The sequence below is a fragment of the Niveispirillum sp. SYP-B3756 genome (assembly GCF_009495745.1).
In the GTDB taxonomy this organism is placed as follows: Bacteria; Pseudomonadota; Alphaproteobacteria; order Azospirillales; family Azospirillaceae; genus Niveispirillum.
In genome coordinates, this window is the sequence record NZ_WIDQ01000004.1 from 24,625 (window position 1) to 37,554 (window position 12,930).

Sequence of the window (12,930 nt, forward strand, 5' to 3'; positions counted from 1 at the left end):
TTCCCGCGAAGGCGGGAATCCAAAATCCGCGCTGTCGTATGGATTCCCGCCTTCGCGGGAATGACGGTTAAAGGGCTGGAAAAGGCGTCAAGATTAACTCCTAACGCCTTGGCTGTCAGAACCCCGCCGCCGATGCCGGTGCCGGATCGAAGGCGGCCACCGCCGTGCCCCGCCGTGCCACCGGCACCCCGCCTTTCCAGATGCCCAGATGCCGGGCCGGGTTGGCGGCCGCACTGATATCCGCCACCGGGTCGCCCGGCACCAGCAGCAGGTCGGCCACCGCCCCGCTGATCAGGCGGCCATGGTCGGGCAGGTTCAGCAGGTCGGCGGCGTTGCTGGTACCGGCCACCAGGGCCGCCAGCGGGTCCATGCCCAGGGCCACCATATGGGCCAGTTCCTGCGCATTCTCCCCATGCTGGTTGCCGGGGGTGCCGGCATCTGTCCCCAGCGCCACCTTGCCGCCGGCCGCCACGAAGCGCTTGAAGCTGGCGAAATGCATCCCGCTGAACCGTTCCGCCTTGTCCCGCGCAAAGGCGGGCAGCCGGTCCTTCAATGCCAGCAGGGCCATCATCGCCGCCAGGGTCGGCACCAGATAGGTGCCGTTTTCCAGCATGGTGGCGATGATGGCATCGGTCAGTTCAAACCCATGTTCGATACTGTCCACCCCGGCTTCCAGCGCGCGGGCGATGCCGCGGGCACCCTGGGCATGGGCCGTCACCTTCAGGCCGAAATCATGGGCGGTGCGGGTGGCGGCGGCCAACTCTTCGGTGCTGGGATGCGGGGCCAGCGGGTCCACCCCGCCGGTCAGCACCCCGCCCGTGGCCATCAGCTTGATGCAGTCGGCCCCGTGCTTCACATTCAGCCGCACGCCGCGCACATAATCGGTCGGCCCGTCGCATTCCAGCCCGATCCAGGAACCATGGCCGCCGGTAATGGTCAGCACCTTGCCGGCGCAGCGGATGGTCGGCCCCTGGTGGCGACCCTGGCGGATGGCATCGCGGACAGAGACTTCCAGCCATTCCACCCCGCCCAGATCGCGGATGGCGGTGATGCCGCCGGCCAGTGTGGCCTGGGCATTTTCCAGCAGCCGCAGGGCCATGTCACCGACGCTGCGCTGGCGCAGGGTGGTGACGACATCGCCCGTCGCCTCCAGCCCCAGATGCACATGGGCATCCACCAGCCCCGGCATCAGGGTGGCACCGGTCGTATCCACCCGTGGGCCGGCAAAGCCGCCAAACTCCGCCAGCGGGGCGATGGCGGCGATGCGCCCATCGCCCACCAGCACGCCCAGACCGGGCCGTGGCGGGGCCAGCCCGTCAAAGACCAGCCCGCCAGCAAACAGCATCGGTTCCACGGCCATCGCCTCAGCCCTTTTTCACCGGGGCGGCATATTTGGCCAGCCAGTCGGCGATGGATTGCGGCGTCATGGAGCGGGCGCTGGACAGTTCGGCACTGTTGGTGGCGTTCAGCACCTTGTCATCGGCGGTGATGATCATCACCGTGGGCACGCCGCGCAGCTTTTCCACCCCATATTTCGCCGGGATCTGCAGGTTCTTGTTCATGCGGCCCACATCCACCTTCACCAGCTCATAATGATCGGCCAGGAAGCTCTTCACCTCCGGCAGTTCCATGATGCCGGCCAGCACGCGGCAATCCGGGCACCAGTCCCCGCCGAAATTCAGCATCACCCGCTTGCCATTGGCCTTGGCGCGGGCAAAGGCGGCGGCTACCTCCGCATCGGCATTGGCTTCCTCGTCATAGGGGAGCGGCAGCGGCTGCGGCAGGTTCTTGATATCGGTGACGGAAACGCTGGGGGCGGCCACCTGGGCGGCGGCCGTGCCGGCATCCAGCACGGGCAGGGCCAGCAGGCCGGCCAGGGCGAAGGCATGAAGGGCGGTTTTGCGCATGGATCGGTCCTTGGGAATGGAATTGAACGGGCTTCCGGCCGGCCGCCAGTGTAGCTTGCCCGCGCCCGCCGTGAAGGGGGCAAACCGGCTTTGATGTTGGAAATCTTGGTTGATCCTGCCCTGATCGGCCTGTTCGGCCTCTGCTTTACCGCCGCCACCCTGCTGCCCGGCGGGTCAGAGGCGGCGCTGGTCGCCCTGGCGGTGCAGGGGGCACACCCGCCCTGGCTGCTGCTGGTGCTGGCGACGCTGGGCAATGTGCTGGGCTCGGTGGTGAATTTCTGGCTGGGCCGGGGGATGCGCCATCTGGTCGGCCGGCGCTGGTTCCCCGTCACGGCCGTCCAACTGGCGCGGGGGGAGGCGCTGTTCCAACGCTATGGTGCCTGGACGCTGCTGTTTTCCTGGATGCCCATCATCGGCGATCCGCTGACGGTCGCGGCCGGCAGCCTGGGCGTGCGTTTTCCCCTGTTTGTGATGCTGGTCACTTTGGGGAAACTGGCGCGTTATAGTGTGGTGATGGTGCTGACGCTGGGTGTGTTGGGGGCGGTTTAGGCGTTTGGAATTAGGGTTATCCGCCCCTTTTACCGTCACCCATGCTGCGGCCGGGGTCCAGGGGCCACAGGCGCTTTGCCCTACGAAACTGGACCCCGGCCTTCGCCGGGGTGACGGTAGAGTGAGTGGAACTGGTGAGAAAGCCGGTTAATCCAGCGCCCATCAACAAGGAGAAACCCCATGAGCTTCACTGACAAGCGCGATGCGTCCCGGTTCGAACTGGCCGTTGACGGGCAGGTGGCCTTTGCCAATTACCGGCGCGGCCCCGATCTGATCGAGATTCTGCATGTGGAGGCGCCGCCCGCCCTGCGCGGTACCGGGGCGGCCGGCAAGTTGATGGAAGAGATCATGGAGGCGGCCCGGCTTGAAGGGGCGAAGATACGCCCCATCTGCGGCTATGCCTTCGCCTGGATGCGCAGGCACCCGACCCATCACGACCTGCTGGCCTGATCCCATCGGGGAGAAGAGATGCGCCGCCTGACCATTCCCGCCCTCACCGCTGCCCTGCTGACCGGCCTTGCCGCCCCGGCGGCGCTGGGCCAATCGTCCGCCGCCCCGGTCTATGGCGTGCAGTTGGAAGGGTTCGATTATCCTTACCCGTTGAAGCATTATACCTTCGCCAGCCAGGGGCAGGATCTGTCCATGGGCTATATGGATGTGGCCCCCACCGGCCCGGCCAATGGCAAGGTGGTGGTGCTGCTGCATGGCAAGAATTTCTGTGCCGCCACCTGGGAAGCCACCATCGGCGTGCTGGCCGGGGCGGGTTATCGTGTCATTGCCCCCGATCAGGTGGGGTTCTGCACCTCTTCCAAGCCGGTGCGCTATCAGTTCTCTCTGGCGCAACTGGCGACCAACACGCGTGACCTGCTGCGCTCCCTGGGGGTGACCAGGCCCATCATCATGGGCCATTCCATGGGCGGGATGCTGGCCATCCGCTATGCCCTGACCTTTCCTGATGGCGTACAAAAGCTGTTGCTGGTCAACCCGATCGGGCTGGAGGACTGGCAGTTCGAGGGGGTGCCCTATGCCAGTATCGACAGCCTCAATGAAAATGAGCTGAAAACCAGCGCCGACACCATCAAGGCCTATCAGCTGCGCTTCTATTATAATGGCAACTGGAAGCCCGATTATGACCGCTGGGTACAGATGGCGGCGGGGCTTTATAATGGGCCGGGCCGGCAGCAGGTGGCCTGGAACCAGGCGCAGACGTCGGAAATGATCTTCACCCAGCCGGTGGTGCATGAACTGGTGCGGCTGCGCCCGCCCACAGTGCTGTTCATCGGAGCCAAGGACCGCACCGCCCCCGGCGCCAACCGCGCAGATGAGGAAACCCGCGCGCGGCTGGGCAATTATGCGGAACTGGGCCGCCGTGCTGCCAAGGCGATTCCCAACAGCACCCTGGTGGAATTCCCCGCCTTCGGCCATTCCCCGCAGGTGGAAGCGCCGGACGATTTCCACAAGGCGCTGCTGGAACAGTTGGGGCGGTAACGCCCCACCCGCTTACCCCGGCCGGTGCGTATCCAGCAACCCGTCCGGCAGTTCCATCGTGTAGGGCCCATCGGTCCAGAGCAGCAGGGAACGCACCCTGCGGCCGGGATAGAGCTGCCGCATGGCATCCCGATAGGCCGACATCTGCTGCAGATAGATCACCGGCACATCCTCGGCCTGTTTGGGCGGGGGCCGGTTGGTCTTGTAATCGACGATCCAGACCTCCGCATCCGTGACCAGCAGCCGGTCGATCTGGCCGGAGATGGCCCAGTCGCCCACCAGCCCCACCACCGGCACCTCGCCCCGGCTGTCCGGCCCGAACAGGGGCGCGAAGCGGGGATCGGTCAGCACGGCAATGGCTTCGTCGGCGATTTCCCGCTGCTCTGCCGCCGCCAATTCATGCGCCGGCCGCGCCAGCCACGCGGTGGCACTGTCCCGCCAATGGGCGGGGTCGGTATCGGGCAGCACCTGCAACAGCTTATGCATCAGCGTGCCGCGCTTGTAGCGCTTGCCATCATCGGCCCCCAAGGGGGAGCGCACGGCCGGTTCCGGCCCTTCCGGCTGGGAGGGCATCAGCGGTTTGGATGGGGTGGGGTCTTTCGGGGCCGGCACGCGGGCCCAGAGGGGCAAACTGTTTGCGGGTCCGGTGCTGGGGGCCAGCGGGGGCGGGGCCTTCACCGGTTCGGTCTGCACATCATGCAAAGCCAGCCCTTCACCGGCCCAGCCGGCCGGTGAAATGGCGGTGAAGTCAAACGGCACGCCCTTGGCCATGCCGCCCAGCGCCTGTTCCACCAGCCGGTACCAGCTTCCGGGCCCGCCGGATTTGGCCGCCTGTTCCCAGCCGCAGACGATCAGCCGGTCTTCCGCCCGCGTCAGCGCCACATAGAGCAGGCGGCGATATTCCTGGTCGCGCCTTCGGTCGGCGGCGGCGCGCACCTCCTTGGCCCCATCATGTTCCATGCCCCGGCGCGGGGCGTAAAGCAGCACATCTGGCCCGCCTGCCTCCGGCTCCGGCCACAGGATGCGCGGGCTCATATCCGGTTCGCCCATCGTGTCGGGCAGGAAAACGATGGGGGCCTGCAAGCCCTTGGAACCATGCACGGTCATGATCCGCACCAGCCCTTCGCCCTCCCCCCCGCCGGTATCCAGCTCGCGCTTCACCTCCGCCTGTGACGCCTCCAGCCAATGGATGAAGCCTTGCAAGGAGGCGACGTGATCGCGCTCAAAGGTCAGGCAGGCGGTCAGAAATTCATCCAGCGGGTCCATCGCCTCCGACCCCAGCCGGGCCAGGATGGCGCGACGGCCGGACCCTTCGCCGGGTTTGGGGTCGGCGGGGCAGGGCCGTGTCAGCAGGCCGGCAAACAGCTCATAGGGCGCGCGGTAATCGGTATCGGCCAGCAAGGCGCGCAGATAATCATGGGCGGGCGCCAGGGCCGCATCGGTTTTGGCCTTGTTGGTCAGTGCCATCCACAGGCTGCCGGGGCGATCATAGGCCACCTGGAAAAGCTGATCCTCCGAAAGCCCGATCAGGGGGGATTTCAGCAGGGTGGCCAGCGTCAGATCATCTTCCGGCAGAATCAGGAACCGGCCCAGCGCCAGCAGGTCCATCACCGACAATTGTTCAGTCAGCACCATCCGGTCGATGCCGGCCACCGGCACGTCGCGGTCCTTCAGGGCGCGGACCAGATGCTGCACAAACTGGTTGCGGCGGCGGACCAGCACCATGATATCGCCCGGCCGCACCGGGCGGCCCTTGGGTTCCAGCATCTCCCCCTGGCGCAGCCAGACGGATATCTGGTCGGCCATCACGGCGGCCAGCCGGGCCACCGGCTTGTCAGCCTGTTCGGTGGCGGTTGGCGGGGCCCAGGGCGTGGGTTCGGCGGCGTCAGCCGGGCGCACCAGCGGCCAGATTTCCACCTTGCCGGCCATGCCGCGCCGGAAGGGGATGTGGCGCACATCCACCCCATCGCTGGCCACCCCGTCACGGGCCAGCCCGGCGGCAAAGACCTGATCCACCGCGCGCAGCACGGCCGCGACGGAGCGGAAGGAGGTTTGCAGGTCCACCACCTGCCAGTTTTGGGCGGCGGCAGCCACTTTCTGCCCGAAATGCTGGCGCATCCGGGCGAATTCCGCCGGGTCGGCGCGCTGGAAACTGAAGATCGACTGCTTGTCGTCACCCACCACGAACAGGGTGCGGATTTTGCCGTCCGCTGCGTTCAACCCGCTGAAAAACTCCTCGGCGATGCTTTTCACCACGGCCCATTGTTCGGGGTTGGTGTCCTGCGCCTCATCGATCAGCACATGGTCCAGCCCGCCATCCAGCTTGTACAGCACCCAGGCGCAGGCATCGGGCCGCCCGGCCATCACCCCCTGGCCGGTCAGAAGGTTGGAGGCGGCCAGGATCAGATCATCGAAATCCAGCAGGGCGCGGGCATCCTTCAGCCGCTGATAGGTGCCCAGCATCGCCTCGCCCAGCCGCAGCAGGGCGGCGGTATAGGTGCCGACCAGCAGGCGTTTTTGTTCCTCCAGCACGGCGATCAGGCGGGCGGCCTCCCGCTGCAATATGTCCAGCGCCATCGGGTCGCTATCGACCAGCTTCTTGGTCATCAGGGTCTTGCGCACCTCCCCATCCGCCGTCAGCAGCAGGGGAAGGTAGCCGCGCCAGTTGCGCAGGCGGCTGGCGGCGTCGCTGTCCAGCCACATCTGCAAACCGATGCCGCGTTCAATATCCGTCTTGCTGCCACCGGCCAGATGGGCGCAGCAGCGGCGCAGGCCGATCATGTCAAAGCCGCCATCCGCGCAGGCCCGTGTCAGCAAGGCCGCCTCGCTGTCGCCTTCGGCCAGCCGCAGATGCTGGCGCAGGGCGGTGATGGCGCCTTCCAGCCCGCCATTTGCATCCAGAATGCGCCGCAGCCGCCCGCGCTCGGCCGTCAGGTCAGCCAGCAACTGGTTGAAATCATCCTCCGACACGGTGCCGGCCAGCAGGGCCACGGCCTGGGACAGGGGGCTGTCGGGGTCATAGCGTCCGGCCAGTAGCACGGATTGCTTGGCCTCCTCCAGCAGCTCATCCGCCGTGCGGTCGTCCATCACCTCAAAATTCGGGGCCAATCCTGCTTCCAGGGGGAAGCGGCGCAGCAGCGACTGACAGAAGGCATGGATGGTCTGGATTTTCATGCCACCCGGTGCATCCAGCACGCGGGCAAACAGGCGGCGGGCGGCGGTGACATCGGCGCCGGATGGCGCATGACCGGTCAGGGCCGTCAGATAGTCCTGGAGCTTGGCATCCTCTGCCACCGCCCAGACTGACAGGCGGTCGGCGATGCGGTTGGCCATTTCCGCCGCTGCCGCCTTGGTGAAGGTCAGGCAAAGGATGCGCGACGGTTCCGTGCCGGCCAGCATCAGCCGCAGCACCCGGTCGGTCAGCACCTTGGTCTTGCCCGTTCCCGCCGATGCCCCGACCCAGACGGAGCTTTCCGGGTCGGACGCCCGGCGCTGCAGGACATTGGGGTCGGTGGGGCGGTCGATGGTCTGGATGTCTGTCGGCATGATGGCGGCAGAGTAGCGGGGTGGGGGCCCCTCACGCAACGGGTGACGCCCGCCGCCGGTTCGGGTTAATGTTACCCTTGGTTGCGGGGTGTCCATTGTTCTCCACAGAAAGCGGGGGCGTCGGTGGGTCGGGAAAAATGGCTGGATGCGGCACCGGCGCGCACGGCCCGGCGAGTGGCGCTGGTGTTCCTGCTGCCCTCCATTGCCTGGATCGTCTTTTCCGACCGGGTGGCGGAGGTTCTTTTCTCCGATCCTGATACGCTGTCCCTGTTCCAGACGGCCAAAGGGCTGCTGTATGTCGGCAGCATCACCATCATCCTTTATCTGGTGGTGCGGGGGCTGATGACCAGCTTTGCCGAGCGCACCCACGCAGCCCTGGCCGCCCGAGAGGCCGGGGCAGAGGCATTACACCAGGCGCAGATGGAAAGTCAGGCACTGGAACGGGCCAAGACCCAGTTCCTCTCCAGCGTCAGCCATGAGCTGCGCACGCCCCTGAACGCTGTCATCGGTTTTTCGGAAATGCTGGGCCAGCCGGATATTGCCCGCTCGGTGGAGCGGGTGCGCGACTATGCCGGGGAGATTGCCAGCGCCGGCCATAATCTGCTGGAACTGGTGGAAGCCATTGTTGCCTGCGCCGAGGCGGAGGTGGGGCGCCCCCTGCGGCTGGAAAGGCTGGACCTGCGGGCGGAGGCGCTGCGGGCTGCCGGCAATGCGCGGGTGCGGGCGCAGCAATGCCGCACCGATGTAACGGTGGCGGTGCCCGATGACCTGCTGGTCCGGGCCGACGCCATCGCCCTGCAGCAAATCCTGTTTGCCCTGCTGGATAATGCCATCGCCCATACCCCGCCGCAGACGCGGGTGGAGATCACGGCCGGGGTGCTGGCCGATGGCGGGGTGCGGCTGGTGATTGCCGATGACGGGCCGGGGATGCCGGATGCCCTGCGTGACGCCATCGGCAAGCCATTTCTGCGCGCCGGCGACCCGATGACGGCGGGGGTCGGCGGCCTGGGGCTGGGGCTCTATCTGGCGGCCCTGCTGGTCCGCCGCCATGGGGGTGAGCTGTCGGTCGACACACAGGGCGGCGGCACCCGGATCATGCTGCGTTTTCCGGGTGGGGCCGTCACGCCAGCGTCTCGTTGAACCCGTCCAGCAGCTTGGCGATCTGGCCGCTGTCCAGCTTGACCATCACCTGTTCCGCCAGGGCGGTGGCGCGGTTCAGGTCCAGCGCCCGCACGCGGCGCTTCACCAGGGGCAGGTTGGCTGGCGCCATGGAGAGTTCGCGCACGCCCAGCCCCAGCAGCAGCGCGGTGAAGCGCGGATCGCCGGCCATTTCCCCGCAGATGGAAACGGGGATGCGGGCATGGTTGGCCGCCTGCACGGTGAATTGCACCAGCCGCAGCACCGCCGGGTGCAGCGGATCGTAAAGATGGGCCACCTGCTCGTCACCCCGGTCGATGGCAAGCGTGTACTGGATCAGGTCGTTGGTGCCGATGGCGAAGAAATCGCAGACATCGGCCAGGGCGTCGGCCGCCAGGGCTGCCGCCGGTATCTCGATCATGGCGCCCAGCTTGGGCATTTCCGCCGGGATCGGCACGCCGCGCCGCTGCAGGCGGCGGGCGACGATATTCATCATGTCGCGCACATGCCGTACCTCGCCGGGGGAACAGATCATCGGCACCAGCACGCGCAACGGCCCATGGGCGGCGGCGCGCAGCATGGCCGCCAGCTGGGTTTCCAGCAGCTTGGGTTCTTTCAGCCCCAGCCGGATGGCGCGCAGGCCCAGGGCGGGGTTGGCCGGGCTGGCAAAATGCTGGCGCAACGGCCCTGCCAGCTTTTCGCCCCCCACATCCAGGGTGCGGGCGGTGACCGGGCGTCCCTCCATCTGCTCTACCAGGGTGCGCAGCGTCTCGTACTGCTCTTCCTCCCCCGGCAGATCGTCGCGGTTCATATAGAGGAATTCGGTGCGCAGCAGGCCGATGCCGGCGGCCCCGGCATCGCGGGCATTGTCCAGCTCCCGTGGCAGTTCCAGATTGGCCTGCAGACCAATGCCGGTACCGTTCAGCGTGATGGCGGGCAGGCTGCCCAGGCCGCGCAGCTGCTCCCGCTCCGTCCGCCAGGCGGTCTGGCGCTGGCGATACTCGGCCAGCATTTCCGGGGAAGGGTTCAGCAGCACCCGGCCCTGCTGCCCGTCCAGAATCACCATGTCGCCGGGTTGCACGCCCTGCAGCAGCCCGGCCGAACCCAGAACGGCCGGCAGGCCCAGCGACCGCGCCATGATGGCGGTATGGCCCTCCGCCCCGCCCAGCACCGTGGCAAAGCCGGCGATGCGCGCCGGGTCCAGCAGGGCCGTATCGGCTGGCGTCAGCTCCTCCGCCAGAATCACCGAATCGGCGGGCAGGCGGGAGAAGGCGAGATAGGGTGTGTCCTGCAGGTTCCGGATCAGCCGTCGGCCCGCCTCCCGGATATCATCCACGCGGGCGGCCAGATAGGCATCATCCATGGCGGCGAAGCTTTGCGCCAGGGTGGCGATTTCCTGCTGCACCGCCGATTCGGCATTGGCCAGATCGTCGCGGATGCGCCGTTCCACCCCGCGGATCAGGCGGGAACCGGACAGCATGGCCTGATGCGCCTCCAGCAGGGTGGCGACGTCGGCGGCCGCCTCTTCCGGCAGGGTGCGGGCCTTCAGCTTCAGCTTGGCCAACTGGCGCCGGGCCTTTTCCACCGCTTGGTGGAAGCGCTTCAGCTCATCTGCCACCGCCTCGGCGGCGATCTCATATTCCGGCACCTGGGGGGTGCCGGCTTCCACCACATGGGCGGGACCGATGGCGATGCCCGGCGACACGCCCAGCCCGCGCAGGATGCGCTGGCGGCCGGGAAGTGCGGATGAAATGTCGGTCCCCATCCCGCCGGTGCGGGCATAGTCGTTGCGCGGTGTCATGGGCTGTTTCCTGCGGGCGTATCGCCCGCTTATAGTCCAACGCCGGCCTTACGCCCAGGCGGCGGACCATAACCTTCCGTTTCGGGTGGGTATTTCCCGGTTCTGCGACCGGGTTGGGATGTCTGATCCTGCGGGTGTGCTGCCGGCCGGCTCAGTCCTCGCCGAACTTGTCCGCCACCAGTTGGACCAGGGCATCCATCACTTCCTGCGCCTGCGGACCTGCGGCCAGAATCTCAATCTGGGTGTCGATGCTGGCGGCCAGCATCATCAGCCCCATAATGGAGACGCCGGAGACCTCCGTATCGCCGCGCACCACCTCTACCTGTGCGTCATAGTCACCGGCCAGGCGCACGAATTTGGCGGCGGCCCGGGCGTGCAGGCCACGGCGGTTGCGGATGGTGACGGTCTGTTTCAGCGCATCGGGGGGCAGCAGGCTCAAGCTTTTCTTCCCATCTCAGCTTTCGGTCAGCAATGCCGAAGCCACATTGATATATTTGCGGCCGGCCGCCTGGGCATCGGCGACCGCCTTGTTCAAGTCTGCGCCGGCTTTGCGGACCGACGCCAGCTTGATCAGCATGGGCAGGTTCATGCCGGCGATCACTTCCACCTTGGCGCGGTCCATGATGGAGATGGCGAGGTTTGACGGGGTGCCGCCGAACATGTCGGTCAGCACCACCACCCCGTCACCGGTGTCACAGGCGGCAACGCTGGCCAGGATGTCGTTGCGCCGCTGTTCCATATCGTCTTCCGGGCCGATGCAGACGGCACGTACCTGCGCCTGCGGGCCCACGACATGTTCCAGGGCGGCGATGAATTCCTCGGCCAGACGGCCGTGGGTGACAAGGACCAAGCCGATCATCTGCTTTCCCTTGGGGATTCGCCGGCAGCCATACCGATGTCGGTGGCTGCCGTCTGGGTGAGGGTAGCGGCTGACGCCGCCTCCTTGCGGACGAGGTCGCGGTGCGCCTCGCCAACCTTGTAGCCCCGCTCCTTCAGCCATTCGGCGAGCGTATGGGCGATGAAGACCGACCGGTGCTTGCCACCGGTGCAGCCGATGGCAATGGTCAGGTAATGTTTGCCCTCGCGCACATAGCGCGGCAACAGCGGTTCCAGCAGCCGGGTCAGGTTCTGGAAAAAATCCACATAATCAGGGTCATGGGCCACATAGTCGGCCACCGGCTGGTCCAGCCCGGAAAGCGGGCGCAGGCGCGGATCCCAATGCGGATTGTCCAGGAAGCGCACATCGAAGACCAGATCGGATTCGCGTGGCACGCCGTGGCGATAGGAGAAGCTGGTGACGAAAATCTTCAGCGCCGGCCCGTCATCCAGATGAAACAGGCCGGCCAGATGGCGGCGCGTGTCATGGATGGAGAAATAGGTGGTATCCACCACCTCATCCGCGGCGTCGCGCAGCGGCTGCATCACCACCCGTTCGTGGGCGATGCCATCCAGCACTGGGCGATCCAGCGCCATCGGGTGCGGGCGGCGCGTCTCCGTATAGCGGCGCTGCAGCGCGTCGGCATGGGCATCCATGAACAGCAACCGCACCCGCAGGTCTGGCCGCTGACGCAAGGCGGCGATCTGGTCCAGCAGGGTATGGGCGTTGAAATCACGGGTGCGGCTGTCAATGCCGATGACCAGGGGGCGGTCATGGCTCTGGCTCACCAGCGGTTCCAGCAGGGAGAGGCGGAGATTATCCACCGCCTCATATCCCAGATCCTCCAGGCATTTCATGGCGGTGGACAGGCCGCTGCCCGACATGCCGGTGGCCACCACCACCGGCAGTGGCGCGTCGGCGTTGAAACTGTGCCCTTGTTCCTGGCCTGTCATTGTCGCACCCCTGTGGCATGGCAGGCCATGGCCCAGGCCGGCTCCCCCGGTACCAGCGGCGCATCGGCCGCCAGCGTGCGCATGGCCAGCCGGAGGGCGGCGGGGGCAGAGGCATGGAAGGGGGCAAGCGACAGGCAGGGCAGGCGGACGCCATGCAGCATGGCATGGCGGGGCAGCGGCAGCCGTTCAACCTGATCCGCCGGGACCAGATCAACCAACAGGCGTATTGGCGCAAGGGGCATATGCGGCACGGCCAGAACCCCCAGCCCCCGCACCTCCAGCAGGCCCGCCAGTGCTGTCGGGGCGGCTGCCAGCAAAGCCGCATCCGCCCCATGCGTCAGATCAACGCGGTCATCGGCCACCAGCACCGCACCGGCATCCAGCAGCCGCAAGGCCAGATCGGATTTACCGCAGCCTGACGGTCCGCACAGCAGCAGACCGGCACCGTCGATCGCTACACAGCTTGCGTGAATCTGGATCATGGTCAGCAATAGATGGTCATAAAGGATGCCTGAGACAATAAGCTGTCCTGGCCCCGATCATCCAATCGCCATACCGGCTGATGCGCCATCGTTGCGTTCGCCCCGTACAATGGAATGATATTCTTATCAAAGCCGATGCCCCGGGGCGAGCGTATTTGGAAACGGAGCCGCCCCGGGGCGATGCGGCCAG

Annotated in this window: 12 protein-coding genes; 4 read left to right on the forward strand and 8 right to left on the reverse strand. The window is 66.7% G+C overall.

The genetic code is table 11. From position 1 onward, the window contains the following. Positions 1-115: 115 nt before the first annotated feature. Positions 116-1,360, reverse strand: a complete 1,245-nt coding sequence (locus tag GE253_RS09945) for an amidohydrolase family protein (RefSeq protein ID WP_153203997.1) — start codon at positions 1,358-1,360, stop codon at positions 116-118. A 4-nt stretch (positions 1,361-1,364) separates the two neighbouring features. Further along, complete coding sequence (locus tag GE253_RS09950; protein ID WP_153203998.1) at positions 1,365-1,907, reverse strand: thioredoxin family protein; 543 nt, start codon at positions 1,905-1,907, stop codon at positions 1,365-1,367. Positions 1,908-2,012: 105 nt separating this feature from the next. On the opposite strand from GE253_RS09950, the gene GE253_RS09955 reads away from it, so the two are divergent. From GE253_RS09955 to GE253_RS09965, 3 genes are all read left to right on the forward strand, one after another. Continuing rightward, positions 2,013-2,456, forward strand: coding sequence for a YqaA family protein (locus GE253_RS09955; RefSeq protein WP_247878593.1), 444 nt, complete (start codon positions 2,013-2,015; stop codon positions 2,454-2,456). A 180-nt stretch (positions 2,457-2,636) separates the two neighbouring features. Continuing rightward, a complete protein-coding gene (locus tag GE253_RS09960) occupies positions 2,637-2,906 on the forward strand; it encodes a GNAT family N-acetyltransferase (RefSeq protein WP_089286202.1) in 270 nt (89 codons plus the stop codon). 18 nt (positions 2,907-2,924) lie between these two features. Next, positions 2,925-3,944: an alpha/beta hydrolase gene (locus GE253_RS09965; protein ID WP_153204000.1), complete on the forward strand. Its 1,020-nt coding sequence runs from the start codon at positions 2,925-2,927 to the stop codon at positions 3,942-3,944. 12 nt (positions 3,945-3,956) lie between these two features. Here GE253_RS09965 and addA read toward each other — a convergent pair whose 3' ends face one another. Further along, on the reverse strand, positions 3,957-7,529 hold the full coding sequence (gene addA, locus GE253_RS09970; protein ID WP_348770817.1) for a double-strand break repair helicase AddA: 3,573 nt from the start codon (positions 7,527-7,529) through the stop codon (positions 3,957-3,959). A gap of 84 nt (positions 7,530-7,613) precedes the next feature. Here addA and GE253_RS09975 point away from each other — a divergent pair, with 84 nt between their 5' ends. Further along, the gene (locus GE253_RS09975) at positions 7,614-8,630 is read left to right on the forward strand and encodes a HAMP domain-containing sensor histidine kinase (protein WP_153204001.1); all 1,017 of its coding nucleotides are present in this window, start codon (positions 7,614-7,616) and stop codon (positions 8,628-8,630) included. Here the strand turns inward: GE253_RS09975 and ptsP are convergent. The 5 genes from ptsP to GE253_RS10000 form a co-directional block, all read right to left on the reverse strand. Next, positions 8,611-10,428 carry a phosphoenolpyruvate--protein phosphotransferase gene (gene ptsP, locus GE253_RS09980; protein WP_348770818.1) on the reverse strand — a complete coding sequence of 606 codons (1,818 nt, stop codon included), beginning with the start codon at positions 10,426-10,428 and terminating at the stop codon, positions 8,611-8,613. The two genes, GE253_RS09975 and ptsP, sit on opposite strands and share 20 nt — an antisense overlap. Before the next feature lie 151 nt (positions 10,429-10,579). Beyond that, complete coding sequence (locus GE253_RS09985; RefSeq protein WP_153204402.1) at positions 10,580-10,861, reverse strand: HPr family phosphocarrier protein; 282 nt, start codon at positions 10,859-10,861, stop codon at positions 10,580-10,582. A gap of 21 nt (positions 10,862-10,882) precedes the next feature. Next, positions 10,883-11,287: a PTS sugar transporter subunit IIA gene (locus tag GE253_RS09990; protein WP_153204002.1), complete on the reverse strand. Its 405-nt coding sequence runs from the start codon at positions 11,285-11,287 to the stop codon at positions 10,883-10,885. Further along, entirely contained in the window at positions 11,284-12,258 is a 975-nt protein-coding gene (rapZ, locus tag GE253_RS09995; protein WP_153204003.1) for an RNase adapter RapZ, read from the reverse strand. Before rapZ ends, GE253_RS09990 begins: the two co-directional genes overlap by 4 nt. Beyond that, a complete protein-coding gene (locus GE253_RS10000) occupies positions 12,255-12,740 on the reverse strand; it encodes a hypothetical protein (RefSeq protein WP_153204004.1) in 486 nt (161 codons plus the stop codon). The genes rapZ and GE253_RS10000 overlap by 4 nt, the downstream gene beginning before the upstream one ends. Positions 12,741-12,930: the final 190 nt, after the last annotated feature.

Bases quoted from the DNA above. Each gene is read 5' to 3' on its own strand.
- GE253_RS09950 (WP_153203998.1), bottom strand. From the start codon at position 1,907: ATGCGCAAAACCGCCCTTCATGCCTTCGCCCTGGCCGGCCTGCTGGCC.
- rapZ (WP_153204003.1), bottom strand. From the start codon at position 12,258: ATGACAGGCCAGGAACAAGGGCACAGTTTCAACGCCGACGCGCCACTG.
- GE253_RS09965 (WP_153204000.1), top strand. From the start codon at position 2,925: ATGCGCCGCCTGACCATTCCCGCCCTCACCGCTGCCCTGCTGACCGGC.
- GE253_RS09960 (WP_089286202.1), top strand. From the start codon at position 2,637: ATGAGCTTCACTGACAAGCGCGATGCGTCCCGGTTCGAACTGGCCGTT.
- GE253_RS10000 (WP_153204004.1), bottom strand. From the start codon at position 12,740: ATGATCCAGATTCACGCAAGCTGTGTAGCGATCGACGGTGCCGGTCTG.
- GE253_RS09945 (WP_153203997.1), bottom strand. From the start codon at position 1,360: ATGGCCGTGGAACCGATGCTGTTTGCTGGCGGGCTGGTCTTTGACGGG.
- ptsP (WP_348770818.1), bottom strand. From the start codon at position 10,428: ATGACACCGCGCAACGACTATGCCCGCACCGGCGGGATGGGGACCGAC.
- GE253_RS09990 (WP_153204002.1), bottom strand. From the start codon at position 11,287: ATGATCGGCTTGGTCCTTGTCACCCACGGCCGTCTGGCCGAGGAATTC.